Origin of the sequence: Kaistella soli, assembly GCF_019038595.1 — a bacterium.
Classification (GTDB): Bacteria; Bacteroidota; Bacteroidia; order Flavobacteriales; family Weeksellaceae; genus Kaistella; species Kaistella soli.
The window spans coordinates 274,125-299,066 of record NZ_JAHOPF010000001.1 but is presented as its reverse complement, the minus strand read 5'-3'; the positions used below and the strand labels follow the sequence as shown (position 1 = coordinate 299,066).

The following is a 24,942-nucleotide window of genomic DNA, read 5'->3' as shown; positions in this document are numbered from 1 at the left end:
CCTTATAATTCTTATTTATCAGCTAAAAAGCTTATTTAAAATATTCAACTCCGTTTCTGAAAATATTGTGATAATTCACCGTTGGAATGTTTTTAAGTAAACCTTCTGCAAATCTTTCGGGATGCCCCATTCTTCCGAAAATTTTCCCGGATTTACTGGTTATCCCTTCAATACCGAACAACGAATTATTAGGATTAAACGGCATTCCGTGAGCGATATTTTCATCGAAGTCGATATATTGTGTTGCAATCTGTCCGTTTTCGTACAGTTCTTTAATCACCTTTTCCGAAGCCATAAAACGTCCTTCGCCATGAGAAATCGGAACGGTATAAATCTGATCCTGCATTCCTTTCAGCCACGGCGAACCGTCATTGGTCACTTTGACATTGACCATCTGCGAAATGTGCCTTCCGATTGCATTGTGCGCTAAAGTCGGCGAATTTTCATCCAAATCCCGAATTTCCCCGAAAGGCAAAAGCCCCGATTTCACTAGCGCCTGAAAACCATTACATATTCCCAGAATCATCCCATCGCGTTCGAGCAGCTGGTGAACCGCATTTTTCATCTTTTCGTTCTTTAAAACGTTTACGATGAACTTTGCAGAACCGTCCGGTTCATCACCTGCTGAAAAACCGCCTGAAAACACTAAAATCTGCGACTGATTAATTTCAGAAATCCAGGCATCCAGACTTTCGTTGAGAAGATTGTGATTCAGATTGATAAGCGGCAGACTCGCCACTTCGGCACCTTCTTTTCTGAATGCGTTCTGCGTTTCATATTCACAGTTTGTACCCGGAAAAACAGGGACAAAAACTTTCGGTTTGGCCAAATGATGTTTACGGATATTCACAGTGGCTGCATTTACTGCGCTGAATTTTCCATCGATCTCAATAACCGTTTTTTCCTTTTCAACAGTAGGAAACAAACCTTCAAAAGTTCCTTTCCAAACAGGCAACAAATCTGAAATACTGAATTCTTGGTCATTAATAATTAAACTTTTATTATGGCTGACCGTACCGATGACCTGCAACAGATCATTTTCCAAATCTGAAGAACTTTCAATAATTAAACTGCCGATATTTTTGTTTAAAAGCAATTGCTCGTCCAATGAAATTTCAGCGCCCAACTGATTGCCGAAACTCATTTTAGCCAATGCCACAGCCACTCCGCCGTCTTTTACCGTTTTAACAGAAACAATTTTTCCGGACTTGATATTTTCAAAAATAAAATTGAAAACTTTCTTTAAATTTTCATAATCCGGCAAACCATTTTCCTCAGGAATATGATGGAAGAAATACAGTTTATTGCCGGCTTTTTTAAGCTCCGGAGAAATAATATTTTTCTTTTCGCCATTTGCACAGGCAAAAGAAATCAAAGTCGGCGGCACATTGATATCCTGAAAACTTCCGCTCATAGAATCTTTTCCGCCAATTGCAGCGAGTTCAAAATTCATTTGGGCATCGTATGCACCGAGAAGTGATGCCAGAGGTTTTCCCCATTTCTGAGGGTCGTTTCCTAATTTTTCAAAATATTCCTGGAAACTCAGACGGATATTTTTATAATTTCCGCCCATTGCAACAATTTTGGCGACACTTTCCAACACGGCATTCGCAGCACCGATCATGGAATTCTGTGCAGAAATTTCAGCATCAAACCCCCAACTCGCAAGAGAAACGGTTTCGATATTCTCAGCATTCAGAATCGGTAAAGTCTGAACGCTTCCTTCCATTTCCGTTTCCTGATATTTTCCGCCAAAAGGCATCGCTACTGACGTTCCGCCAACAGAAGCGTCAAACATTTCAGCAAGGCCTTTCTGTGAAGCTGTATTTTTATCAGAAAGTGCTTTCCGGAAATTTTCCCCGGAAAAAGAAATATTTTGAGTTTCAACAGGTTTTAAATGAGAAATTTCAGCATGCTGAGATTTTGCGCAGCCGTTGGTATCCAGGAATTCCCTGCTTAAATCAACGATTTTATTTCCCTGCCAAAACATCTGCATTCTTCCGGAATCCGTTACCTTCGCCACTTCTACCGCTTTAATATTTTCCTTCTCGCAAAAACTGATAAACTTTTCTTTGTCGTTTGCGTCAATTACAACCGCCATTCTTTCCTGAGATTCAGAAATGGCCAGTTCAGTTCCATTCAGACCTTCATATTTCAGAGGCAGAATATCAAGATTTATTTCGAGCGAATCCGCAATTTCGCCGATTGCAACAGAAACTCCGCCAGCACCAAAATCGTTTGATTTTTTAATTAAACGCGTGACCTCAGAATTTCTGAAAAGTCTTTGAATTTTCCGCTCTTCCACCGCATTTCCTTTCTGAACTTCGGTAGACAAAGTATGGATTGAAGTCTCATCCTGAACTTTAGAACTTCCGCTTGCACCACCTACGCCGTCTCTTCCGGTTGCTCCACCTAATAAAATCACAAGGTCGCCGGCTTGAGGTTTCTCCCGTCTTACCCAGTCTTTTTTAACAGCTCCAACAACGAAACCAACTTCCATTCGCTTTGCTTTGTAACCGTCGTGATAAATTTCGTTCACTAAAGTCGTGGCTAAACCGATTTGGTTTCCGTAAGAAGAATAGCCGTTTGCAGCCTGTTTGGTAATCGTACGCTGGGGAAGTTTTCCCGGTAAAGTTTCAGAAATCGGTTCTAAAACATCAGCTGCTCCCGAAAGCCGCATCGCCTGATACACAAAAGCTCTTCCTGATAAAGGATCACGGATTGCTCCGCCTAAACAGGTTGAAGCACCGCCAAATGGTTCAATTTCAGTGGGGTGGTTATGAGTTTCATTTTTGAATAATAAGTACCAAGGTTCTTTTTTACCGTCAAATTCTGCTTCTATTTCTATGGTACATGCGTTGATTTCATCGGAAACAACAAGATTTTCGAGCTTTCCGGTTTTGTGAAAATAACGCGCACAAACGGTAGCTAAATCCATTAAAGAAATGGGCTTCGCTTCCCGTCCCAGAAACTTTCTTTTTTCTAAATAATCGTTGAATATATTTTCTAAAGTAGATTTAAACAATCCATTAAACTGAATATCAGTTAATTCTGTTTCAAAAGTGGTGTGACGGCAATGATCGCTCCAGTAGGTATCCAGAACTTTAAGTTCGGTTTCTGTAGGATTTCTATTTTCAGACTTAAAATGATTCTGGATGAATTCAAGATCATCAAAACCTAAAGCAAAACCATGCCCGTCATAGAAATTCCGCAGTTCAGCAGCAGAATAACCGATGAAACCTTCATGAACAATTACCGGATCCGGAGTTTCTTCTTTCGGAATTTCAAGTTTTGAAAGGTCTTTTTCCTGACTTTCAACTTTATTGATAAGATGATTTTTTATCTTTTCCACCTCAGACCGATCGATACCAAAAAGTTCAATCAGTTTTCCGCTTCTTACCTTCGAATTTTCATTTTCAGTGAGCAAAGCGATACACTGTTCTGCTGAATCTGCGCGCTGGTCATATTGTCCCGGCAAAAATTCTGTTGCAAAATGAATATTGCCGGCCGGATTTTCATGATGCAGAATATCGGTTACCGGATCCACAAAAGTATTAAAAACAACCAGGTTAAGTTCACTTTCGTCAATCCCGAAAACATCATAGATGTTATAGACTTTTACATCCTGAATATTCGGACCGATATTCTTTATTTCATTGAAAATTTTTGGACTTTCAACATCGAAAATTCCACGTTTCTCTACGAAGATTCTTTTTTTCATTTTTACTTTTATTAATAGAATTTAATTCTATTCTTTGTTTAAAATCCCTTCGGGGGACTGCGTAAGTATTTTATTTTACTGAAGATAATTACCAAAAAAAATGCAGACAAAATCGCCTGCATAAATTTACACTTTAAGGTCAGCTTCTAAGCCGATCAGGTCGCTGTATTTATCCAAAATAGGCTGCACCTCGTTCCTGATAAATTCTTCAGTCTGAACCGGAGCAAAACCGATGAAGTTTTTCGGGTCGAGAATTTCCATGAATTTGGTTTTATCAAGCTTCAGAGAAGAGTCGTTCATGATTCTTTCAATCAGATCATTTTCCTTTCCTTCCATCTTCACCTTTTTGCTGGCTTCCATGGAGTGAACGCGAATAGTTTCATGAATTTCCTGCCGGTCGCCGCCCGCCTTCACTTCTTCCATAATGATGTATTCGGTAGCCATAAACGGCAATTCATCCATAATATGTTTGTGAATTCGGTTTTCGTAAACCACAATTCCGTTCATGATGTTATTCCAAATCAGCAGAATGGCATCTATCGCAAGAAATGACTGCGGAATTGCAAGTCTTTTGTTTGCGGAATCATCGAGTGTTCTTTCAAACCATTGCGTTGCAGCTACCATTGCGGAGCTAGAAGAAAGAGACATCACGAATTTGGACAGCGCTCCAATTCTTTCAGAACGCATCGGGTTTCTTTTATAAGCCATTGCGGAAGAACCAATCTGGTTTTTCTCGAAAGGTTCCTCTATTTCCTTTAGATTCTGTAAAAGCCTTAAATCATTGGTAAATTTATGGGCTGACTGTGCGATATTGGAAAGCAGCGCCATCACTTTCGCGTCGATTTTTCTGTCGTAAGTCTGTCCGGAAACCCCAAACACTTTTTCGAAGCCAAAACGTTTTGATAGTTCTTTATCCAGATGCTGAACTTTGGAATAATCGCCTTCAAAAAGTTCCAGAAAACTCGCGGCGGTTCCGGTTGTTCCTTTTACTCCGCGGAATCTTAGTGTTTCCAGGAAAAACTCAAGTTCCTCAAAATCTAAAATTAAAGACTGCAGCCAAAGTGTCGCTCGTTTTCCAACCGTCGTAAGCTGTGCCGGCTGATAATGGGTAAAGCCAAGCGTCGGCAGATCTTTGTATTTTAAAGCAAAATCTGAAAGATTTTTAATAACGTTGACCATTTGCTTTCTTAAAAGAAGCAATCCGTCCCGCATTTGAATTAAATCGGTATTGTCTCCTACAAAAGCAGAAGTGGCTCCAAGGTGAATAATTCCCTTTGCCAGAGGCGCGTCGTCACCATAGGTATGCACATGTGCCATCACATCATGACGGAATTTTTTCTCGTAATCCGCGGCTTTCACATAATCAATGTTATCTGCATTGGCTTTGAGCTGCGCAATCTGTTCGTCGGAAATGTCGAGCCCTAAATCTTTTTCGATTTCGGCAAGAGCGATCCATAATTTCCGCCAGTTCCTGAACTTGTTGTTCGGGGAGAAATTATAGAGCATTTCCTCACTTGAATAGCGTTCTTCAAGAGGATTTTTGTAGGAATTCATTCTTTCTTTTTACTTTATTAGATGCACAAATTTAAGAAAATTAAAAGAATTTGCAGAGAAGCCGGGCGAATTTTTCACCAACAAATCCTTCCGATTTTATGATTAAAATTTAAAATTAAAGTAGTTGTCAGCGTCCGCGGAAATCCTTCATTGTATCGTAAACGCCAAAAACATTCTTCATCACCCAGTCAAAGATTGGGATCGGTAAAATTCCCTGGGACAAACGGATAAACCAATAAGGCAATGGCATTGCAAGCATTTTAGTTTTGCTTTCAATGGCTTTAATAATTCTTTCGGAAGTTGGTTCAGGCTCCAGAATTGGCAACAGTTTAGATTTTACGCCATCGAACATTCCGGTGTTGATGTAGAACGGCATAATCGTGGTAACAGAAATATTTTTGCCGAGTTGTTCCATTTCCAACCGCAGGCTGTCACTCCAACCTACAACGGCCCATTTGGAAGCAGCATAAACCGACATTTTAGGATTCGAAATTAAGCCCGCGGAAGAAGCAATGTTGCAGATTGCACCTGAATTTTCAGCCATCATTCCTGATAAAAACTCCAAACCGACGTGCATGAACGCGTTGGAGTTAATCAACATACTTTTATGAATCTGGTCGTGCGTGTGTTCATGGAAATACTTACCAACAACAATTCCGGCATTGTTGATCAGAACATCAACTTTTCCCACGTCCGTTCTTACTTTCTGTGCATTAATTTTAATATCATCCAGATTAAAAACGTCAGTTATATAAACTAAAATTTCACCGCCCATCCCGGAAAATTCTTCCTTGGTTTTGGCCAAAGCATCTTCATTAATATCCCAGATCACCAGTTTTCTTGCTCCTCTTTCCAAAGATTTCCTAGCCATTATTTTACCGATTCCGGAGCAGCCGCCTGTAATGAGAACAGTTTTGTTTCTAAAATCCATTTTATTTTTATCTGTGATTTTTAAAGTAAATTTGTTTAGAATAATAAATTAAAAGTAATGAATTTCGAAGATATAATTGTGGCTCAAAGAACATTTTTCAACAGCCAGAAGACCAAGAATTTAAAGTTTAGAAAGAGAAATCTGGAAAAATTTCGGGATCTTATCATCAAATATGAAGAGCTCTTATATGAAGCTATTTATAAGGATTTCGGAAAATCAAAGTTCGACACTTTCACAACTGAGATCGCTTTCATTCTAAAGGATATTGATTTTTATTTAAAAAACCTCAATTCACTTGCAAAACCAAAAAAAGTAAAAACAAACCTTGCCAATCAGTTTGGGTCGAGTAAAATTTACAGCGAACCGCTGGGCTGCACCTTAGTGATCGGCGCATGGAATTATCCTTATCAGCTTTCACTTTCTCCGATGATCACCGCTTTAGCCGCAGGAAACACCTGCGTTCTGAAACCAAGTGAAGTGGCGGAAAACACGATGAAAGCCATGGCTAAAATCATCAATGAGAATTTTCCTGAGGAATATCTTTTTGTTGCACAAGGCGGTGTGGATGAGATTATAGAGATTTTGAAATTCAAATTCGACAAGATATTTTTCACCGGAAGCACGAAAGTGGGACAAATCGTTTACGAAGCTGCAGCGAAAAATTTAACTCCCGTAACTCTGGAACTCGGCGGAAAAAGCCCGGCAATTGTCACGTCAAGCGCAGATTTCGAAGTGGCTGCAAAAAGAATTGTCTGGGGAAAATTCCTGAATGCCGGCCAAACCTGTGTCGCTCCGGATTATATTTTAGTCGACGAAAAGGTAAAAGACAGTTTTCTGGATGCTTTGAAATCTTACATTCTGAAATTTAATTATGCTCCCAGATCCGAACATTACACTCAAATTATCAATCAAAGAAATTTTGACCGACTGGTGAGTTTAATTGAGCAGGAAAAAATTTACACCGGCGGAAATTACGACGCTGAAAAAAGATATATTGAACCTACTGTTTTATACAATATAAGCTGGGAAGATCCTGTGATGCAGGAAGAAATTTTCGGACCGCTATTGCCCGTTTTAACCTTCAGCAATTTTAATGAAGCTTTAATCAGAATCGCAGAGAATGAAAAACCGCTCGCCGCTTATTTATTCACGAAAAATTCTGAAGAAAAGGAAAACTTTTGTTCCAAAATATCATTCGGAGGTGGGTGTATTAATGACGTCATCATGCATCTGAGCAATGAAAACCTGCCTTTCGGAGGCGTCGGAAATTCCGGAATTGGAAACTATCACGGAAAATTCGGCTTTGACTCTTTCTCGCATCAAAAAGCGGTTTTGGAAAGAGCAACCTGGGGCGAACCGGATTTTAAATATCCGCCGTATACAGAGAAAAAACTGAACTGGATCAAAAAATTACTGTAAAAAAAAATCCCGCAAATCTGCGGGATTTTTTTTATTTTAAGACTTCGTAGTCCATTTCAGAAAGAACTCCTTTACCTTTTCTTTGCTGTATCCTTTTCCTTCCTCCAGCACTGCGCTGTCCTGGGTATGAATCATTTTTCCGTTTTTATCTAAAACGATAAAAACCGGATAACCGAATTTTTCACCTGGATTATCATACTGAGCAAAAACCTTTGCGTTTTTGTTTTCCGGAGAATAATTTAAATGGTAGTATAGGTAGTTTTTGTCTACAATCTCTTTTAACTCAGGCGTGGTCTGCACGAAATTATTAAATCTCAGACACCAGATACACCAGTTTCCGCCCGCCTGCAGGATCACGTTTTTATTTTCAGCCTTAGCCTGTTTTACCAGTTCGGCAATTTTCGCTTCCGCATTTTCGGCTGCATTATAAGGTTTAGGAAGCTTTGCTTTCTCTTCTGCTGCAAGTTTTTTCTTCGCTTCCAGAATGGCAGTACTGTCGGAAACAACCGCCACAGATGCCGCGTCAGCCTTCGTTTCAATTTTTGAATCTGCTTTTTGGGAGCAAGCTAAACCCGTGATAAGAAGCGCTGAAAACGCCAAAACTTTTATTTTACTGTTTTTCATTGATCTTTAAATTAAATTAACGGTGCAAAATAACAAAAATAGAGCCAATGATCCACTTTATAATTACTAAATTTGCAAACTGTTTATGAATTTTCTATTTAAAATAATTATCCTTTTTTCAAAACTGCCTTTAAAAGTTTTGTATCTGATTTCAGATTTGATCTTTTTCGTAATCTACATTCTGGTGGGTTACAGAAAAACCGTGGTCTCCGAAAACCTGAAGAATTCTTTTCCTCACAAAACACCCGGAGAACGCAATAAAATACAGAGAAAATTTTACCTGAATTTCTCTGACTATATCGTTGAAACCCTGAAATCGTTTACCGTTTCGTCCACCGAGCTCCGCGTGCGGGTGCAGCATATCAATCAGGATGTATTTCACGAAGCTAAAGCAGAAAACAAAAATGTAATTCTTCTGGCCGGCCATATTTTCAATTGGGAATGGTTTAATGCATTGGCAACCATCATTCCTCAGGAAAACTGTTTTCCCGTTTACAGAAGGGTACAGAGCAATTTTTGGGAAGAACGGATCAAAGCAATCCGGAACAGGTTTGGCAACGAGGCTTTAGAAGCGAAAGAAGTAATCCGTCACATTTTCAAAAATAAGAATGACGGAAATTCAGTGTATATGTTTGTGGCGGACCAAACTCCGCACGTCTCGGAAGTAACTTACGGTTTAAACTTTCTGAATCAGAGAACTCCTGCATTTATCGGTTACGACAAGCTTTCTACAAGGATGGATCTGGCATTTGTTTTTTGTGAAATGAAAAAAGTGAAGCGAGGCTATTATCAGATCAACTACTACAGAATTTATCCGGACGGAGAAAAATTTGTTGAGCATGAGGTGGTGAAAAAATTCCACAAACTGCTTGAAAACAACATTAATAAAAGACCCGACAATTATCTTTGGTCGCACAGAAGATGGAAATATCAGCACGCGATTAAAGTAATGGAAACTGAAATTTAATAATCTCAAATCATCTGAATTGAATTTAGCAATCGCCATATTAAACTGGAACGGAAAAAGCTGGTTGGAAAAATTTCTTCCCACCGTGAATGCGCATTCCGAAAATGCAGAAATTTATGTGATTGATAATGCCTCAACCGATGATTCTGTACAGTTTTTAACATCGAATTTTCCGAATGTAAAAATTATCAGGAATCTGACAAACTTCGGTTTTGCAGGAGGGTACAATGAAGGTTTGAAAAAGATTGATGCGGAAATTTACTGTCTGCTGAATTCCGATGTTGAAGTGACCGAAAACTGGCTGAAACCAGTTCTCAATTTATTTGAAAATAACATCTCTATTGCGGCGGTTCAGCCCAAAATTCTTGATTATAACCGGAAAAACTTCTTTGAATTTGCAGGTGCCGGAGGCGGCCAGATTGACAATCTGGGTTATCCGTATTGCCGCGGACGGGTTTTTGAAAATATTGAGAAAGACCAGGGCCAGTACAATGACGAAACCGAAATTTTCTGGGCATCGGGCTGCTGTTTATTTATAAGGTCAAAGGATTTTTGGCAGATGAAAGGTTTCGATGAAAGGTTTTTTGCACATCAGGAAGAAATTGATCTTTGCTGGCGTTTAAAAAATTCTGGAAAGAAAGTTTTCTACACCGGAAAATCTACAGTTTATCATGTTGGCGGCGGAACGCTGAACAAGCAAAGTCCGCAAAAAACTTTCCTAAATATCCGGAACAATTTCTCGATGCTTCTTAAAAATATGCCTTTTCCCAAATTGCTGTGGGTACTTTTTCTAAGACTTTGTCTGGATGCCGCAGCCGCGGTTTACTTTGGAATCAAAATGGGTTTTCCGCATTTCTGGGCGGTCATCAGAGCGCATTTCAGTTTTTATGCACAGGTTCCGGGAACGCTGAAGCTTCGCGGAAATAATCAGATTAAAAATTATTACCAGACCAAATGGTTAATTTTTAAACATTTTCTGTAAAAAATCACAGCACAGAATTCTTCGGAATGACAAGGAAGTTCTATGCACCTCCCCAGAAAATGAATAAAAAAAGCTACATTTATACTACCAATGAATGCAGACATTTACTTTATTCTTGTCACGATTTCCGCTGTCATCCTGATCCTCGGCCTTTTTATCTATTTCTTTCAGCATAAATTTTTCTTTCATCCGGAAAAACTTCCTGCTGATTTCAAATTCGCTTACGACAATTTAAAAGCCGAGGAAAAAACAGTGGAACCTGAACCGGGCGCAAAAATCAACTACCTCCATTTTCAGGTGGACGAGCCGAAAGGTGCCGTGATATACCTGAAAGGAAACACCAAAAGCATCAAAGGCTGGGGAAAATTTGCCATTGATTTCACACGACTCGGTTACGAAGTAATCATGATGGATTACCGCGGCTTCGGAAAAAGCACAGGAAAACGAACTGTTGAAGCGATGAAACGCGATTCCCAGTTTATCTACAATATTGTCAAGAACGAATTTTCAGAAGAAAAAATCGTTGTTTACGGACGCTCTCTCGGTGCAGGTTTTGCGGCAAGGCTTGCTTCCAAAAACAATCCGAGGCTGCTCATCCTTACTTCCCCGCTCTATTCCTTACTGCGCACCGTTCACCGCTATTTGCCTTTTATGCCTGCGAAACCTTTTCTGCGTTACAACATTCCTACTTTCCAATATCTGAAAAATGTGCGCTGTCCGATCAAAATCATTCACGGCAGCGATGACCGGCTGGTTCCCATAAGTACTGCGGTAGACCTTTCTGAAATAAATCCGGTACTCACCCGGTTATATGTAATTTTGGGAGCGGGGCATATCAACATCCATCAGTTTGAGGAATATCACCGGGTGATGGAAGAAATTTTTGAAGAAAGAAAAGTTTTTATCGACACAGAAAAGACGAGCCTGAATGTAAATCACAGGAGCGAATAATTATTTCAACTCGCAACAATTGAATTATCTTTGCTGTATCTTTTAAAATCTTAAATGGAACTGATTATTATTATCTTTCTCGTACTGTTAAACGGCATTTTTTCGATGTCAGAAATGTCTCTGGTTTCATCGAGGAAATTTAAACTTGAAAATGCGGGAAAGAAAGGAAGTTCCGGGGCGAAAAAAGCGCTTGAACTTTCGGGACATCCGACCAAATTCCTTTCTACAGTGCAGATTGGCATTACACTGATCGGGATTTTACTTGGGGTGTATTCGGGTGAAAATCTCACTACCGACTTCCAGAATTTCTTAAATACTTTTCCCATTCTGGAACCCTATTCCAAAACCCTGGCCACAACCGGTATCGTTATTTTTATCACTTATTTATCCATTCTTCTGGGCGAGCTGCTGCCAAAAAGGATTGCAATGACCCATCCGGAGCGTATTATCACTTTAGTTGCAAAGCCGATGGATATCCTTTCTAAAATCACTTCACCTTTTGTGTGGCTGCTCAGCACTTCTAATAATTTACTTCTTAAACTGATGGGAATTAAAAGCGGTTTGGACAGTATTATTACCGAAGAGGAAATAAAATCAATTGTAAAAGAAAGTGCACAGGAAGGCGAAATAGATGAAATAGAGCATAACATCGTTGAACGGGTTTTCGAACTTGGCGACCGAAAAATAAACACTCTGCTCACCCACCGTACCGCAATGACATTTTTTAGTATAGATGAACAGCTGGAGGTTGTCCTGGGAAAAATACGCAACGACAAACATGCTGCCTATCCCGTAACCAAAGCAAACAACCTCGATGACATTATCGGAATCGTCCTCCTTAAAGACCTTTTTCCCATAGACGATCCCAAAAACTTTAGCCTTAGCAAACACCTGAAACAGCCGGTTTTCCTGAATGAAAACTATTACGCATATAAAGTGCTGGAACTTTTCAAGAGACAGAAAAACCATTACGGGATTGTAATTGATGAGTACGGAAACACCGTCGGAATGGTGACGATGGATGACGTTCTGGATGCGTTGGTAGGAGACACGGTGAATGACGACTATTTCGATTACCGGATTTCGGTACGGGACGAAAACTCCTGGCTCGCCGACGGACAGGTTCCGATCGTAGAATTCATCAAGTATTTTAAACTCAATTACGAGTTTGAAAATAAAGATAATTACACGACCATTGTCGGGTTTTTCCTTAATGAAAATCACCGCGTAGCACAGGTTGGGGACAAAGTAACAGTTGAAGATCTCGAGCTTGAGATTATCGATAAAGATGGTCAGCGTGTAGATAAAATTCTGATCACCAAAACTAAAAACAGTTTAAATTTTTAAAGATGTCTGAACTTCTTAAATTCCTTCAGGAAAAAGTAGTGTTTCTTCCGGTTGTTCTTCCGGAGGAGCACCAATTTGATTTTGAAGGGGATTTTGAAGAGTATCTTTGGGACACTCCTTTTGACGGAAAAATCAATGCGCTGCATTTCAAAATTAATAATCCGAAAGGCGTTATATTATATTTCCACGGGAACTCCGACAATCTCCACCGTTGGGGCAGCATCGCGGCAGAATTTACCCAATACGGCTATAATGTTTTGGTAATGGATTACCGCGGCTACGGAAAAAGCTCAGGTGTCAGAAATGAAGATTATCTGTATTCAGATGCACAGTTTTTCTATGATTTTGCGAAGAAAAATTATGGCGAAGAAAAAATTGTAGTTTACGGTAGAAGTTTGGGCGGCGCCTTTGCCGTGAAAGTTGCTGCCGACTATATGCCTAAAATGGTCATTCTGGAAGCCACATTCTATAATCTTCAGGATATCGCAAACCGTTGGCTTCCGGGGAAAGTAACAGACAGAGTGTCGCTGAGAATGACTTATCACTTTCTTTCCAATGAAAATATTCTAAGTCTCAAAGTTCCGCTCTATCAGTTTCATGGAACAAAAGATACCGTGATTCCACTGAAATCCGGAAAAAAGCTGTTTGAAGTTTTTGAAAAAGAACATCCTGAAATTCCAAAAAAATTCATTGAAATAAAGGGCGGAAACCATCACGATCTGGTAAATTTTGAGGAATTTAACAGCGAAATAAAGAAAATTTTTGTGATGAAAAATCCTGCCGGACCGCCTCAGTAAAAATCAAAACAAACAAATGCCCTACTTAAAATGATAGATTTCTGTGCCATCGATTTTGAAACCGCAACCCACGAACGCCATTCTGCTTGTGAAATGGGAATCTGCGTCGTAGAAAACGGAGAAATAGTAAAAACCCAGACCTGGCTCATCAAGCCGCCAAGTTTTCCTTATTTTCATCAGAGAAATATTGATGTTCACGGAATCCGTCCGGAAGATGTGCAGCATTCGCCAACGTTTGAAGATATTTGGCATGAAGCGGAAAATCTGATGTACGGAAATCTTATGATTGCCCACAATGCTTCTTTCGATGCCGGAGTTCTTCGCAGCTGTCTGGATTATTACGGTTTTTTTAAACCGAAAATCGATTATCTGTGCTCCATTCAGATTGCTAAAAAGTCGTGGAAAAACTTGCCTAAATACGGATTAAAAAGTTTAGCCGAACATCATGCTATTACCTTCAATCACCACAGAGCCGGCGCTGATGCGGAAGTCTGCGCAAAAATATCGCTTCTGGCTTTCAATAATTTAATGGTCACAAGAAATGATGAAGTAAAAGACGTGCTGAAAAAAAACCTGAAGATTTTATAGACGTCTCCACAATGAAGTCGCTTTAAATACGCTCTTCAGATGGAAAATCTTAAGTAGGAATTTCTTTAATAGTTGTAGATTGTGAACTTCGGAGCATGTTCAAATGATCCACCCTCAGTGATCAAAGTATTTCGTCAAATAAACCTTAATGAATAAGCTTTTCGCCCGAAAATGTATTAAAAATTCGACATTACGGCCATTTAATTACTTAAAACCTCTGCCATCAAATTGAATTTTGGAATTTCGATTTCCAAAGCTTCTTTGGTCAGAAGGTTGGTACAGTAATAGGTTCCGCTCATACTTCCCACGCCAGAACGCAACACAACATTGGAAAAGTATTTAAACTGTTCACCCGGATTAATTTCCGGTGTCAGACCTATTACACCCTCGCCGGCAACTTCAGTAAAACCGAAACCGACGTCATAAATGAGCCATTTCCTTTTCAGAAGTACAACAGGATTTTCACTTAGGTTTTCAATGGTAATATTGTAACGGAAAACGAAACGGTTTTCTGAGGGAAAACTGCTCTTTATGTCGTATTCCGGACTTACCGTAACCTTAATATCAAAAGTAGTGGTAGAAAACATTTCGTTTGGTTTTTAGATTTTAATGATATCAATACAAAAATCCCGCCCTTTTACGGACGGGATTGTATTTATTTTATAAATACCGGAAATTAATTAAAGCTCCAGAGCTTTTCTCTCGTCTCCGTTCATTAAAAATTCTACCGGATTGTCGATTGCTTCTTTCACTGCAACTAAGAATCCTACAGATTCTTTACCGTCAATAATTCTGTGGTCATACGACATTGCAACATACATCATTGGTCGGATTACCACCTGCCCGTCTACCGCAACCGGTCTTTGGATAATGTTATGCATTCCAAGGATCGCAGACTGAGGAGGATTGATAATCGGAGTTGACATCATGGATCCGAAAGTACCGCCATTGGTAATGGTAAAAGTACCGCCTGTCATTTCGTCCACAGTGATTTTACCGTCTCTTACTTTTTCTGCCAGCTGTTTGATATTCGCTTCAACACCTCTGAAAGACATAGTTTCTGCATTTCTTAAAACCGGAACCATCAGACCTTTAGGTCCTGAAACGGCAATAGAAATATCACAGAAATCATAATTTATCTTGTAATCTCCGTCAATAGAAGCATTCACATCAGGATACATCTGCAATGCTCTGGTAACCGCTTTGGTAAAGAAAGACATGAATCCTAAGCCAATACCGTGTTTTTGTGAAAATTCTTCTTTGTACTGTTTTCTTAATCTGAAAATTTCAGACATATCCACTTCATTGAAAGTAGTCAGCATCGCAGTTTCGTTTTTCACAGAAACAAGTCTTGCTGCCAATTTTCTTCTCAGAACTGAAAGTTTGGTCGTGTTAGAACCTCTGGAACCACCTGTTGACGCAGCAGCACCCATTGCAGGAACTTTAGCGGTTTCAGCATCTTCTTTGGTGATTCTTCCGTCCTTCCCTGAACCTGAAACCTGCGCAGGAGCGATTCCTTTTTCATCAAGAATTTTTTTCGCAGCCGGTGAAGGAGTTCCTGTTGCATAAGAACTTGCAGCCGGTTTCTCTTCTTTTTTAGCTTCCTGAACGATCGCCGGTTTTTCAACCACTTTCTCTTCAGCTTGCGGAGCTTCAGCGTTTTCTGTTTTCGGAGCCGCAGCACCTTCCGGTTTTGCACCATCCATATCAATAAGGCATACCACCTGGCCTACCTGCACTACTTCGCCTTCTTCAGCTTTCAAAGTGATAATACCGCTTTGCTCTGCAGGAAGTTCAAGAGTTGCTTTGTCCGAATCTACTTCGGCAATCGGTTGGTCTTTTTCAACAAAATCGCCATCTTTTACCAGCCAAGATGCGATTTCAACTTCTGTGATGGATTCTCCCGGAGAAGGGACTTTCATTTCTAATATTGACATCGTGAATATTTTTGTTTATTATTTAAAATTGAAATTAAGCAGTTACCGGCCTTTTGGCTGGTGCATCGTCTCTGTCAAAAACCCTGTTAATCACGTTATTTTGATTTCTTTCGAACATTTTATGGCTTCCCGGTGCCGGGGAACCGCTCGGAACCGGAGATATCACCTGAATCCCAGTATTTCTGAAATTCCTTAAAATATAACCCCATGCTCCCATATTTTCAGGTTCTTCCTGAACCCAAAGCAACTCTTTTCTGTTGCTGTATTTGGTCAGAATTTCTTCAATTTTATCCACCTGAAGCGGATACAGCTGTTCGAATCTCACCAAGGCAATATTTTCGCAGTTCAGCTCTTCTTTTTTAGCCAAAAGTTCGTAGTAAATTTTACCTGAACAAAGTACAAGTTTTTCTGTTTTATCAGGATTGGCAGTTGCATCATCGATGATTGGCTGGAAAGATCCTGTTGCAAAATCTTCCAACGGAGAAACTACTTTTGGATGTCTCAGCAGAGATTTTGGTGTCATGACGATCAACGGTTTTCTAAAATTCCACTTCAGCTGTCTTCTCAGCAAATGGAAATAGTTCGCCGGAGTTGTTGCGTTAGCAACGGTCATATTTTCGTTGGCACAAAGTCCTAAAAATCTTTCGAGTCTTGCAGAAGAGTGTTCTGCTCCCTGTCCTTCAAAACCATGTGGAAGTAGCATCACCAGACCATTCTGAATTTTCCATTTTTCTTCTGCGGCAGCCAGATACTGGTCTACAATAATTTGAGCGCCGTTCACAAAATCTCCAAACTGAGCTTCCCAAATCGTAAGCGTGTTCGGCGAAGCCATCGCATAACCATAATCGTAACCCAGAACTCCATATTCTGAAAGATGCGAATTGTAGATATCAAAACGGCTTTCCGTGATATGTCTTAACGGGATATATTCTTCTTCTGTATCTTCAGTTTTTACTACAGCGTGACGGTGAGAGAAAGTTCCTCTTTCAACATCTTCTCCTGAAATACGTACATTGTTTCCTTCCACAAGAAGCGTCGCATATGCAAGCCATTCACCAAGCGCCCAATCCAGAGAATTGGCCTCAATCATTTTCAATCTGTTATCGAAAAGTCTTGTGATTTTACTGATGAATTTTTTATCTGCCGGCAATGTGGTCATCTTAACCGCCAGTTTTTTAAGCTCTTCAAGATTAAAACCTGTATTAACAGGATGCTGCATAGATCCTTTCGGACCGATTGGATATTGCTTCCAGTCATCGGCCATGAAGATATCCATCGTGTTTTTTTCAATTTCTTTGGAAGCATCAAAATCTGCATCCAAAAGAGTTTTGAATTCAGTTTCCATCTTCTTCAGCACTTCATCCGAAACAATTCCTTCCTTGATCAGCTGATCTTTATAGATCTCTCTCGGGTTAAGGTGTTTAGAAATCAGTTTGTATAAATTCGGCTGAGTAAATCTAGGCTCGTCACCTTCATTATGACCGTATTTTCTGTATCCTAAAAGATCGATATACACGTCTTTTCCAAACTCTGCACGGAAATCAGCAGCAAATCTGATGGCATGTACTACCGCTTCAACATCATCCGCGTTCACGTGCATTACAGGAGATTCTGTTACTTTTGCAATATCGGTACAGTAGGTTGAAGATCTTGCGTCCAGATAATTGGTGGTGAACGAAACCTGGTTGTTCACAACGATATGAACTGTTCCCCCGGTTTTATAGCCTTCCAGAGTCATCATCTGCGCAATTTCATACACGATTCCCTGACCTGCAATTGCACCGTCTCCGTGGATCACGATGGGTAAAACTTTTCTGTAATCTTTGTATTTGTCGTCAACTTTTGCACGGCAGATCCCTTCAACCAAAGCGGCAACTGTTTCAAGATGTGACGGATTCGGAGTTAAGTTGATGGATACTTCTTCGCCGGAAGCTGTTTTTATTTTTTTTGATGAGCCAAGGTGATATTTCACGTCGCCGGAAAATACATCTTCTTCAAATTCTTTACCTTCAAATTCTGAGAAAATCTGTTTGTAAGACTTCCCGAAAATATTCGTCAGTACATTTAATCTTCCCCGGTGTGCCATTCCCAAAACCACCTCATCAACGCCCAATTGTGATGAACGGGTGATCAGCTGGTCCAAAGCAGGAATAAGAGATTCACCGCCTTCCAGTGAAAATCTTTTCTGACCGACAAACTTGGTATGAAGATAATTTTCAAATGCAACTGCCTGATTCAGCTTTCCTAGGATCTCTGTTTTCTCGGCAGCGTTTAGCTGGGCGTGATTTTCATTGACCTGAAGCCATTTTCTGATGTATACTTTTTCTGCAATATTATTAATATGCATATATTCTACACCGATCGACTCGCAGTAAATATTTTCAAGGCGCTTAATAATTTCCTGCAGTGTTGCTCCGCCCTGCATCCCTATTTCTGTAGCAGAATTGAATTTCTGAGACAGATCCGCCTGGGAAAGCCCAAAATTTTCAATAGCCAAGGTCGGCTCATAATGTCTTCTCGCTCTTACGGGATTGGTATTGGTAAACAGATGCCCTCTCTGTCGGTAAGCTTCAATTAAATTTAAAACTTTAAATTCTTTCTGGATATCATCAGGTATCTGTCCGTTGGAAGCTGCCTGATTTGCGATTTGAACAGCATTTGAAGTAGTGGGTGCTGAGGAGTTCCCCGGGATTTCATCGCTGTAGTTCTCTAAAGCAAAATCAAATCCCTGAAAAAATGCCTTCCAGGAAGGCTCTAATGAATCGGGATATTTTAAATATTGTTGGTATAAGTCTTCTATTAACTGCGAATGCGCCGCATTCAGGAATGAATATTTGTCCATTATTTACAGATTAACTGTTGATTTTTATTTAAAAGACAAATTTAGCAAAAAAAAGTGAAGTACTAAAGCCGAAAAGACCTAAAAAAAACTGAATTATATTACCTAAAAACGGGCAGCGACAATTTCATGACGGTATTATTTTCAACCGAAGGTTCTTCGAGGAAAGTTTGCTGCAGATCCCCGGTTCTCATCGTATCCTTTTTAGCCTTTAATAATAACTGCTGAATAGCCTTTACGCGTCCGCTGTAACTTCCGCGGTAATAAATCACATATTTTTTTGACGCATTCAAAGTTCTGAAACTGAAATTATTATCAGAAACCCCAATTCTTTTAGAAAGCGGAATTCCGTAGAAGTAAGAAACTTCCTTGTCTTTGAAATTATCAGCGTCGGTAATTAAGATGGGTTCTCCGTATTCGTCATCTCTTTTACCTAAATCCATCTTTATGTAATTCAGCGTCTTGTTGTGGTTCATGACGATATTTCTAAAGAGGGCATCTTTAACATTTTTTGAATTGACATTCACGCCCAAAAGAAGCTGCCCGTCCTGATCTTCAACCATTAAACTGTCAAATTTCAAACTTTCACGCTGCTGTTCCTTACTCACCTTATTCCCCAGAACGTTGAAAAGATTCTTCATGCTCTTGTCAATTTGCTCTGCGAAAAGATCTTCAGAAACCAAATTCAGAGACCTTTTAAGGAAAGACTGTTTGGGGGTGTGAATATACCAGATAACAGCGGTTTTACCGTTTTGCGGTTTAAATTTCAGATCTATTGAATAGGGATTGCTGTCCTTTCCTTCAAACAGCTGGTAACGCAGGGTTCTGTTCGGGTTTTCGTACCGGATAAAAAGATCGCCGGAAATATCCGGATCTTTCGTGTCATGATAACTCATTGAGCTTCCCTGGCCTTCGTATGGCATAAAAAAATCAAAGCTTAGATTTTTATTGTCGGAAAAGAAAGCATTCCATCTGGTAAAATTCTGCAGATTACTGAATTGCGGAAAAACCTTATCGACAGGATAACTGATCTCTTTTTCAACAGTAATACTTTTCGCCTCATCAACGAATGTCATAGAAACGGCATACACAGCCAGCACAAAAAGTACTATTAAACTCCCAAATTTTAACCAACGCATGGGGCAAAAATACAAAAAACCTCTGCAAAAAAAACACGGCAATAAAAATATTGCCGTGAGTACCTAGCTGATGTTTTTTTTAAGGAATAATTGTGCCCGGTGGTATCACCGCATTTTTTTTCACGACTACTATTCCGTCTTTAATGCTGTAGTTTTCAAAATCCCCGTCCGGAAGATGTTTGCCGCCGATAATCCTCACATTATCGCCGATATTGCAGTTTTTATCGAGAATAGCCTTTTCGATGTAGCAGTATTTCCCTACTCCTAAATTGGGCTGCCCCTTCTCGTCATTGGATACAATATCCTGAGTTTCCTGATAGAAATCCGCTCCCATCATATAGGTATTGATCAGCGTACTGCCACGGTCAACCCTGCCCCTGTTACCGACAATCGAATTTTCAATTTTATCTGCCATAATGATACATCCGTCACCGAAAATCGCTTTACTCACATAAGAGCCGAGAATTTTCGAAGGCGGAAGCATCCTTGCTCTGGTATAAATGGGTGCATTGCTGAAAAGATTGAAATTGGGAAAATCCTTTGTAAGGTCGATATTGGCATCAAAAAAGGAATCGATAGTTCCGATGTCCGTCCAGTATCCGTCATACTGATAACTCAGCATTTTGTATTTACCTATGGCATTAGGAATAAGTTCGCCGCCAAAATCATCGCCGGGATCTTCGTCAAACATTTTTTTGAGAAGATTTTTGCTGAAGACATAAATCCCCATCGAAGCGAGAAATTCCTTGCCTTCCGATTTGCTTTTTTCCGAAACCTCCGATTTCCAGTTATCCAAAACATCTGCTGACGGTTTTTCGATAAAAGAAGTAATATTTCCCTCATCATCAGATTTCAGAATTCCGAAACCGGGTGCGTCTTTGCAGTTCACAGGAATGGTTGCAATGGTAATATCGCCTTTGTTCTTACAGTGAAAATCGATCATTGAGCGAAAATCCATCTGATAAAGCTGGTCTCCAGAAAGAATCAGTATATAATCATAATCATATTTCGCAAGATGCTTCATCGACTGCCTTACTGCATCGGCGGTGCCCTGATACCACTGATCATTTTCAACATTCTGTTCCGCGGCTAAAATATCCACAAAACCTCTGCTGAAAATATCGAAATGGTAAGAATTCTTAATATGCGAATTGAGGGATGCAGAATTAAACTGGGTTAAAACTAAAATCCTGTTAAAGCCCGAATTCAGACAGTTGGAAATCGGAATATCCACCAGTCTGTATTTCCCGGCAATAGGAACCGCCGGTTTCGAGCGTGAATAGGTTAAAGGAAACAATCTCGTTCCTCTTCCGCCGCCAAGTACTATTGAGATAACGCTGGGTTTCATAGGATTTATGTTTTAATATTTAAGTGAATAAGGAATGATAACAATATTACCATTTTTTATGCATTAAACAAAATATAATCCAATGATGATTGAGGGTTTTAGAAATTTTTAATAAAGCTGAACCAGAATTACAAACATCTGATAATCCAGATTAATAATTCATTACATAATTATTAATACATGGTTTATTTTAAATACTTGATTGGTTTCTATTTTAATAATGGTACTGTTTCGAACCGAATACGAATTATAGGAAAATACGCGCCACATAATTCTTGAACAAACCATATTATAAAGACAGCAAAATTATTGTTATTAACAGCTTATAAATATTAAATAAAAAAAATTCCGCAATAACTTGCGGAATTTCAAGTGGCCCAGCTTGGGCTCGAACCAAGGACTTGCTGATTATGAGTCAGCTACTCTAACCAGCTGAGTTACAAGGCCAGAAAACAAAAGGTTTTATCCCTCTGTTTTGCGAGTGTGCAAATGTAAATATTTTTTTGAAATTTCAAAAGTTTTTAAGGCTTTTCCTGACATAATTCTACCAAAACACCGTTGGTGGACTTGGGATGAAGGAAAACCACGAGCTTATTGTCGGCTCCTTCCTTCGGTTCTTCGGAGATAAACATAAACCCTTCTTTCTTTAATCTTTCGATTTCGAAAGCAATATTTTCAACACCGAATGCGATGTGATGGATGCCTTCCCCTTTTTTATCAATGAATTTTGAAATGGGACTGTCGGCGTTGGTGGCTTCCAGAAGTTCGATTTTGCTTTCCCCCACTTCATAGAAAGAAGTTTTAACGCCTTCCCGTTCTACAGCTTCCTGCTTATAAAATTCTTTTCCCAACAGTCTTGAAAACAGCCGATCGGATGTTTCCAGGGATTTTACGGCAATACCGAGATGTTCAATTTTCATAAATACTTTTGTTACAGCAGGCCGTTTTGATTCTTCAATCTTCCGGCATATTTCAAACAAAAATAGTAAATTTGCGCCATGAACGAAAGCAACAGACAGAAAAAAGTCGCACAGATTATACAGGAAGATTTCGCTGAACTCTTCCGCAAACAGGCTTCAGAAAGCAAACAGAGCTTTTTGGTTACAGTTTCGGATGTTAAGGTAACAGCAGATTTAAGCATTGCAAAAATCTATTTAAGCATTTTTCCTCAGGAATTCCGTAAAGATATTATGAAAGAAATCCTGGTGAACAAGGCCCAGTACAGAAACTATATTGGCCAGAAAATGAGCAAGCAGGTCCGAATTATCCCGGAACTCAATTTTTATCTCGACACTACTCTGGATGATGTGGAAAAAATCGAAAAAGAGCTGAGAGGCGAAGGCGACAATCCTGTACTTTAAAATCCTGATAAACTTCAGTTCTTGAGAAACACTGCAATATATATAGCGACAAGATATCTTCTTGCCAAAAAAGGAAGCACGGCGGTAACTTTTATTACCTGGCTTGCTGCTTTGGCGATGATGGTGGCGGTAACTGCAATGTTTATTATTATTTCCGTTTTTTCAGGGCTGGAAGATCTTAATCAGGATCTTATTGCCAACCTTCATGCGGACATTACACTGAAAAGCAAACAGGGAAAAACACTTCCTGATATTGATAAAGCCGCAAAAATTCTTAAATCAAACACTGAAATTGAGCATTTCTCAAAAGTGATTGAAGAAAAGGTGTACATCAATTTCCGTGAAAACGGAGATATTGCCAATTTGAGAGGTGTAGATTCTGCCTATATTTTCGTGAATCCTATCCACAGGAATATTTTTTACGGCTCCTACCCGAGTTTTAAATATTCCAACGAAGTTTTAATCGAAAACAAACTCGATAACCGACTTGCCATCCCCGTGGGTGAAGGTTCGGAAGCTGCGAGCCTGATGATGCCCAAACCGGGAAAAGGAATCATCAGCAAGGAGGAAGATATTTTCAATAAAAGAGAAATTTTCGTTTCCGGTGTTTTTCCTGGGAACGACCAGCTCGACAATACTATTATATCTCCCATCGAGCTCACAAGAGAACTTCTTGATCTGCCTAAGAACTCAGCATATCAAATTGTAATCAAACTCAAAAATCCTGAAAATGCCGATCTGGTAAAACAGAACCTCCAGAATCAGTTGGGAAACAAATATGAGGTAAAGACGAAAGCCGAAGAAAACGCAGCGTTCTGGAAAATGATCAACACCGAAAAACTGTTCATCTATCTTATTTTTGCTCTGGTTATCTTCATTACGACTTTCAACCTGGCTGGGGCCATTATTATTCTGCAGCTTGACAAAAAAGAGCAGGCAAAATCGCTGATTTCTTTGGGAATGAATTTAAAATCTTTACGAAACATTTATTTCTACACCGGAACTTTAATCGTAATCTTCGGCATTCTGAGCGGACTTCTTTTAGGAACCGCAATCAGCTATTTCCAGATTGAAACAGGTTTTTTTAAAGCGGGAGCCAATACCGATCTTGCATTTCCTGTGCAGATCCGATTCATCAATTATCTTATCGTAAGTGCTACTGCAGCAGTTTTCGGTTTCGGGGTTTCCTGGTTTTTCTCTAAAATTAACCGCTCGTATTTTACCAATAATTAAAATTTAGAGAGAAGGTTTTTTATTTAACTTTGTTTTCCTAAAATTTTACTCAAAACAATGAAAAAGACCTTTACTTTATTACTTGCTGTCTTCACGGTAAGCTTCAGTTTTGCACAAATCCCTACCGGATATTACGACGGAACATCCGGTTTGACTGGATACTCACTGAAAACCAAACTCAATCAGATCATTTCCAACGGAGCTTTGGATTTGGGTTACGGCAGCGGTACCGGCGGATTGTGGACGACCTATTTCACTTCCGACCGTGACTATTATTACGAAAACAACGGCACTTTGCTCGATATGTATTCCGAAAAACCCTCAGGTCCGGATGCGTATGAATATAATCTGGGACAGTCAACAGCAGGCGGAAACCAGTGCGGAAGTACGAACCAAAACAACGAAGGATTTTGCTATAACAGAGAGCACAGTTTTCCGAAAGTTAATTTTGGCGGACAGTCAGCCGTACCGATGGCCAATGACGCGCATTTCGTTATTCCTTCAGATTATTATGTAAACAGCAGAAGATCTAATTATCCTTATGGAGAAACTGCAGCACCAAGCTGGACTTCAACTAACGGAACTAAATTAGGAAACTCCAGTTTTCCGGGATATAGCGGGACTATTTTTGAACCTATTAATGAGTTTAAAGGAGATCTTGCCAGAATGTCTTTGTATTTCATCACGCGATATGAAGATAAACTCGCTTCTTTTTCGCAATATCAAAGCGCAACCAACCCGTTAGACGGAAGCACCAACCGCGGTTTCCAACAGTGGTATATTAATTTGCTGCTGAAATGGTCAGCGCAGGATCCGGTTTCTCAAAGAGAAATTGACAGAAACAACGCCGTCTACGCAAGACAGCACAACAGAAACCCTTTTATCGATCATCCGGAATGGATTAACATGATCTGGACTTCTACCCTTTCCTCATCCGAAACTGCTGCATTTGACCGAACACTTTCCGTTTATCCGAACCCGGTAAGAAACGGGGAACTGCATCTTGCAGGTTATGGTTTGGATCAGATCGGTTCAGTCCAGATTTATTCCATCGACGGAAAACTGATTCAGACCGTGAACCAGAATCTTAAAAACTCAAACAAGATCATTTTAAAAAACACGCCAAAGGGTGCATACATTCTGAAAACAGAATCGCAGTCCGTTAAATTTTTGGTAGAATAAATGATTTTTACATTACAGATAT

At 39.7% G+C, this 24,942-nt stretch carries 20 protein-coding genes and 1 tRNA gene; 10 read left to right on the top strand and 11 right to left on the bottom strand.

From position 1 onward, the window contains the following. Positions 1–31 precede the first annotated feature (31 nt). The 3 genes from KSK37_RS01375 to KSK37_RS01365 form a co-directional block, all read right to left on the bottom strand. Positions 32–3,721, bottom strand: a complete 3,690-nt coding sequence (locus KSK37_RS01375) for a phosphoribosylformylglycinamidine synthase (protein ID WP_217198990.1) — start codon at positions 3,719–3,721, stop codon at positions 32–34. 126 nt (positions 3,722–3,847) lie between these two features. Further along, on the bottom strand, positions 3,848–5,275 hold the full coding sequence (gene purB, locus KSK37_RS01370; RefSeq protein ID WP_088358266.1) for an adenylosuccinate lyase: 1,428 nt from the start codon (positions 5,273–5,275) through the stop codon (positions 3,848–3,850). Positions 5,276–5,402: 127 nt separating this feature from the next. Further along, entirely contained in the window at positions 5,403–6,206 is an 804-nt protein-coding gene (locus tag KSK37_RS01365; protein ID WP_217198989.1) for an SDR family oxidoreductase, read from the bottom strand. Between the two features lie 57 nt (positions 6,207–6,263). Between KSK37_RS01365 and KSK37_RS01360 the strand changes: the two genes are divergently transcribed. Next, entirely contained in the window at positions 6,264–7,625 is a 1,362-nt protein-coding gene (locus KSK37_RS01360) for an aldehyde dehydrogenase (protein WP_217198988.1), read from the top strand. Between the two features lie 36 nt (positions 7,626–7,661). Here the strand turns inward: KSK37_RS01360 and KSK37_RS01355 are convergent, their stop codons facing one another. Next, a complete protein-coding gene (locus KSK37_RS01355; RefSeq protein WP_088358271.1) occupies positions 7,662–8,249 on the bottom strand; it encodes a thioredoxin family protein in 588 nt (195 codons plus the stop codon). 85 nt (positions 8,250–8,334) lie between these two features. On the opposite strand from KSK37_RS01355, the gene KSK37_RS01350 reads away from it, so the two are divergent. From KSK37_RS01350 to KSK37_RS01325, 6 genes are all read left to right on the top strand, one after another. Continuing rightward, positions 8,335–9,216, top strand: coding sequence for a lysophospholipid acyltransferase family protein (locus tag KSK37_RS01350; protein WP_217198987.1), 882 nt, complete (start codon positions 8,335–8,337; stop codon positions 9,214–9,216). A 19-nt stretch (positions 9,217–9,235) separates the two neighbouring features. Beyond that, a complete protein-coding gene (locus KSK37_RS01345) occupies positions 9,236–10,198 on the top strand; it encodes a glycosyltransferase family 2 protein (protein WP_217198986.1) in 963 nt (320 codons plus the stop codon). Positions 10,199–10,288: 90 nt separating this feature from the next. Next, positions 10,289–11,149 carry an alpha/beta hydrolase gene (locus KSK37_RS01340; RefSeq protein WP_088358276.1) on the top strand — a complete coding sequence of 287 codons (861 nt, stop codon included), beginning with the start codon at positions 10,289–10,291 and terminating at the stop codon, positions 11,147–11,149. Between the two features lie 54 nt (positions 11,150–11,203). Next, positions 11,204–12,496, top strand: a complete 1,293-nt coding sequence (locus KSK37_RS01335; protein WP_217198985.1) for a hemolysin family protein — start codon at positions 11,204–11,206, stop codon at positions 12,494–12,496. A gap of 2 nt (positions 12,497–12,498) precedes the next feature. After that, positions 12,499–13,293: an alpha/beta hydrolase gene (locus tag KSK37_RS01330; protein WP_217198983.1), complete on the top strand. Its 795-nt coding sequence runs from the start codon at positions 12,499–12,501 to the stop codon at positions 13,291–13,293. A 30-nt stretch (positions 13,294–13,323) separates the two neighbouring features. Continuing rightward, positions 13,324–13,881, top strand: a complete 558-nt coding sequence (locus tag KSK37_RS01325) for a 3'-5' exonuclease (protein WP_246566150.1) — start codon at positions 13,324–13,326, stop codon at positions 13,879–13,881. Positions 13,882–14,081: 200 nt separating this feature from the next. Here KSK37_RS01325 and apaG read toward each other — a convergent pair whose 3' ends face one another. The 7 genes from apaG to mce all read right to left on the bottom strand — a co-directional run bounded on the left by apaG (position 14,082) and on the right by mce (position 22,064). Then, complete coding sequence (gene apaG, locus KSK37_RS01320) at positions 14,082–14,468, bottom strand: Co2+/Mg2+ efflux protein ApaG (protein ID WP_217198981.1); 387 nt, start codon at positions 14,466–14,468, stop codon at positions 14,082–14,084. Between the two features lie 93 nt (positions 14,469–14,561). Further along, entirely contained in the window at positions 14,562–15,818 is a 1,257-nt protein-coding gene (odhB, locus tag KSK37_RS01315; protein WP_217198979.1) for a 2-oxoglutarate dehydrogenase complex dihydrolipoyllysine-residue succinyltransferase, read from the bottom strand. Positions 15,819–15,852: 34 nt separating this feature from the next. Further along, entirely contained in the window at positions 15,853–18,660 is a 2,808-nt protein-coding gene (locus KSK37_RS01310; protein ID WP_217198977.1) for a 2-oxoglutarate dehydrogenase E1 component, read from the bottom strand. Positions 18,661–18,758: 98 nt separating this feature from the next. Then, positions 18,759–19,796, bottom strand: coding sequence for an SRPBCC family protein (locus KSK37_RS01305; protein ID WP_217198975.1), 1,038 nt, complete (start codon positions 19,794–19,796; stop codon positions 18,759–18,761). Positions 19,797–19,875: 79 nt separating this feature from the next. Beyond that, a complete protein-coding gene (locus KSK37_RS01300) occupies positions 19,876–21,144 on the bottom strand; it encodes a glucose-1-phosphate adenylyltransferase (RefSeq protein ID WP_088358288.1) in 1,269 nt (422 codons plus the stop codon). Positions 21,145–21,517: 373 nt separating this feature from the next. After that, positions 21,518–21,591: transfer RNA gene (locus KSK37_RS01295), tRNA-Ile, on the bottom strand. Between the two features lie 74 nt (positions 21,592–21,665). Continuing rightward, positions 21,666–22,064, bottom strand: coding sequence for a methylmalonyl-CoA epimerase (mce, locus tag KSK37_RS01290; protein ID WP_217198974.1), 399 nt, complete (start codon positions 22,062–22,064; stop codon positions 21,666–21,668). Positions 22,065–22,142: 78 nt separating this feature from the next. Between mce and rbfA the strand changes: the two genes are divergently transcribed. From rbfA to KSK37_RS01275, 3 genes are read left to right on the top strand one after another with little or no spacing between them, the layout of a single operon-like run. Further along, on the top strand, positions 22,143–22,505 hold the full coding sequence (rbfA, locus tag KSK37_RS01285) for a 30S ribosome-binding factor RbfA (RefSeq protein ID WP_088358291.1): 363 nt from the start codon (positions 22,143–22,145) through the stop codon (positions 22,503–22,505). 21 nt (positions 22,506–22,526) lie between these two features. Beyond that, positions 22,527–23,738, top strand: a complete 1,212-nt coding sequence (locus tag KSK37_RS01280) for an ABC transporter permease (protein WP_217198972.1) — start codon at positions 22,527–22,529, stop codon at positions 23,736–23,738. Between the two features lie 57 nt (positions 23,739–23,795). Then, positions 23,796–24,920 carry an endonuclease gene (locus tag KSK37_RS01275; RefSeq protein ID WP_217198971.1) on the top strand — a complete coding sequence of 375 codons (1,125 nt, stop codon included), beginning with the start codon at positions 23,796–23,798 and terminating at the stop codon, positions 24,918–24,920. The last annotated feature ends 22 nt before the right edge of the window (positions 24,921–24,942 follow it).

Bases quoted from the DNA above. Each gene is read 5' to 3' on its own strand.
- KSK37_RS01330 (WP_217198983.1), top strand. From the start codon at position 12,499: ATGTCTGAACTTCTTAAATTCCTTCAGGAAAAAGTAGTGTTTCTTCCG.
- odhB (WP_217198979.1), bottom strand. From the start codon at position 15,818: ATGTCAATATTAGAAATGAAAGTCCCTTCTCCGGGAGAATCCATCACA.
- KSK37_RS01375 (WP_217198990.1), bottom strand. From the start codon at position 3,721: ATGAAAAAAAGAATCTTCGTAGAGAAACGTGGAATTTTCGATGTTGAA.
- mce (WP_217198974.1), bottom strand. From the start codon at position 22,064: ATGAAAATTGAACATCTCGGTATTGCCGTAAAATCCCTGGAAACATCC.
- apaG (WP_217198981.1), bottom strand. From the start codon at position 14,468: ATGTTTTCTACCACTACTTTTGATATTAAGGTTACGGTAAGTCCGGAA.
- KSK37_RS01305 (WP_217198975.1), bottom strand. From the start codon at position 19,796: ATGCGTTGGTTAAAATTTGGGAGTTTAATAGTACTTTTTGTGCTGGCT.
- KSK37_RS01340 (WP_088358276.1), top strand. From the start codon at position 10,289: ATGAATGCAGACATTTACTTTATTCTTGTCACGATTTCCGCTGTCATC.
- purB (WP_088358266.1), bottom strand. From the start codon at position 5,275: ATGAATTCCTACAAAAATCCTCTTGAAGAACGCTATTCAAGTGAGGAA.
- KSK37_RS01300 (WP_088358288.1), bottom strand. From the start codon at position 21,144: ATGAAACCCAGCGTTATCTCAATAGTACTTGGCGGCGGAAGAGGAACG.
- KSK37_RS01365 (WP_217198989.1), bottom strand. From the start codon at position 6,206: ATGGATTTTAGAAACAAAACTGTTCTCATTACAGGCGGCTGCTCCGGA.
- KSK37_RS01310 (WP_217198977.1), bottom strand. From the start codon at position 18,660: ATGGACAAATATTCATTCCTGAATGCGGCGCATTCGCAGTTAATAGAA.
- rbfA (WP_088358291.1), top strand. From the start codon at position 22,143: ATGAACGAAAGCAACAGACAGAAAAAAGTCGCACAGATTATACAGGAA.
- KSK37_RS01350 (WP_217198987.1), top strand. From the start codon at position 8,335: ATGAATTTTCTATTTAAAATAATTATCCTTTTTTCAAAACTGCCTTTA.
- KSK37_RS01325 (WP_246566150.1), top strand. From the start codon at position 13,324: ATGATAGATTTCTGTGCCATCGATTTTGAAACCGCAACCCACGAACGC.
- KSK37_RS01335 (WP_217198985.1), top strand. From the start codon at position 11,204: ATGGAACTGATTATTATTATCTTTCTCGTACTGTTAAACGGCATTTTT.
- KSK37_RS01275 (WP_217198971.1), top strand. From the start codon at position 23,796: ATGAAAAAGACCTTTACTTTATTACTTGCTGTCTTCACGGTAAGCTTC.
- KSK37_RS01355 (WP_088358271.1), bottom strand. From the start codon at position 8,249: ATGAAAAACAGTAAAATAAAAGTTTTGGCGTTTTCAGCGCTTCTTATC.
- KSK37_RS01360 (WP_217198988.1), top strand. From the start codon at position 6,264: ATGAATTTCGAAGATATAATTGTGGCTCAAAGAACATTTTTCAACAGC.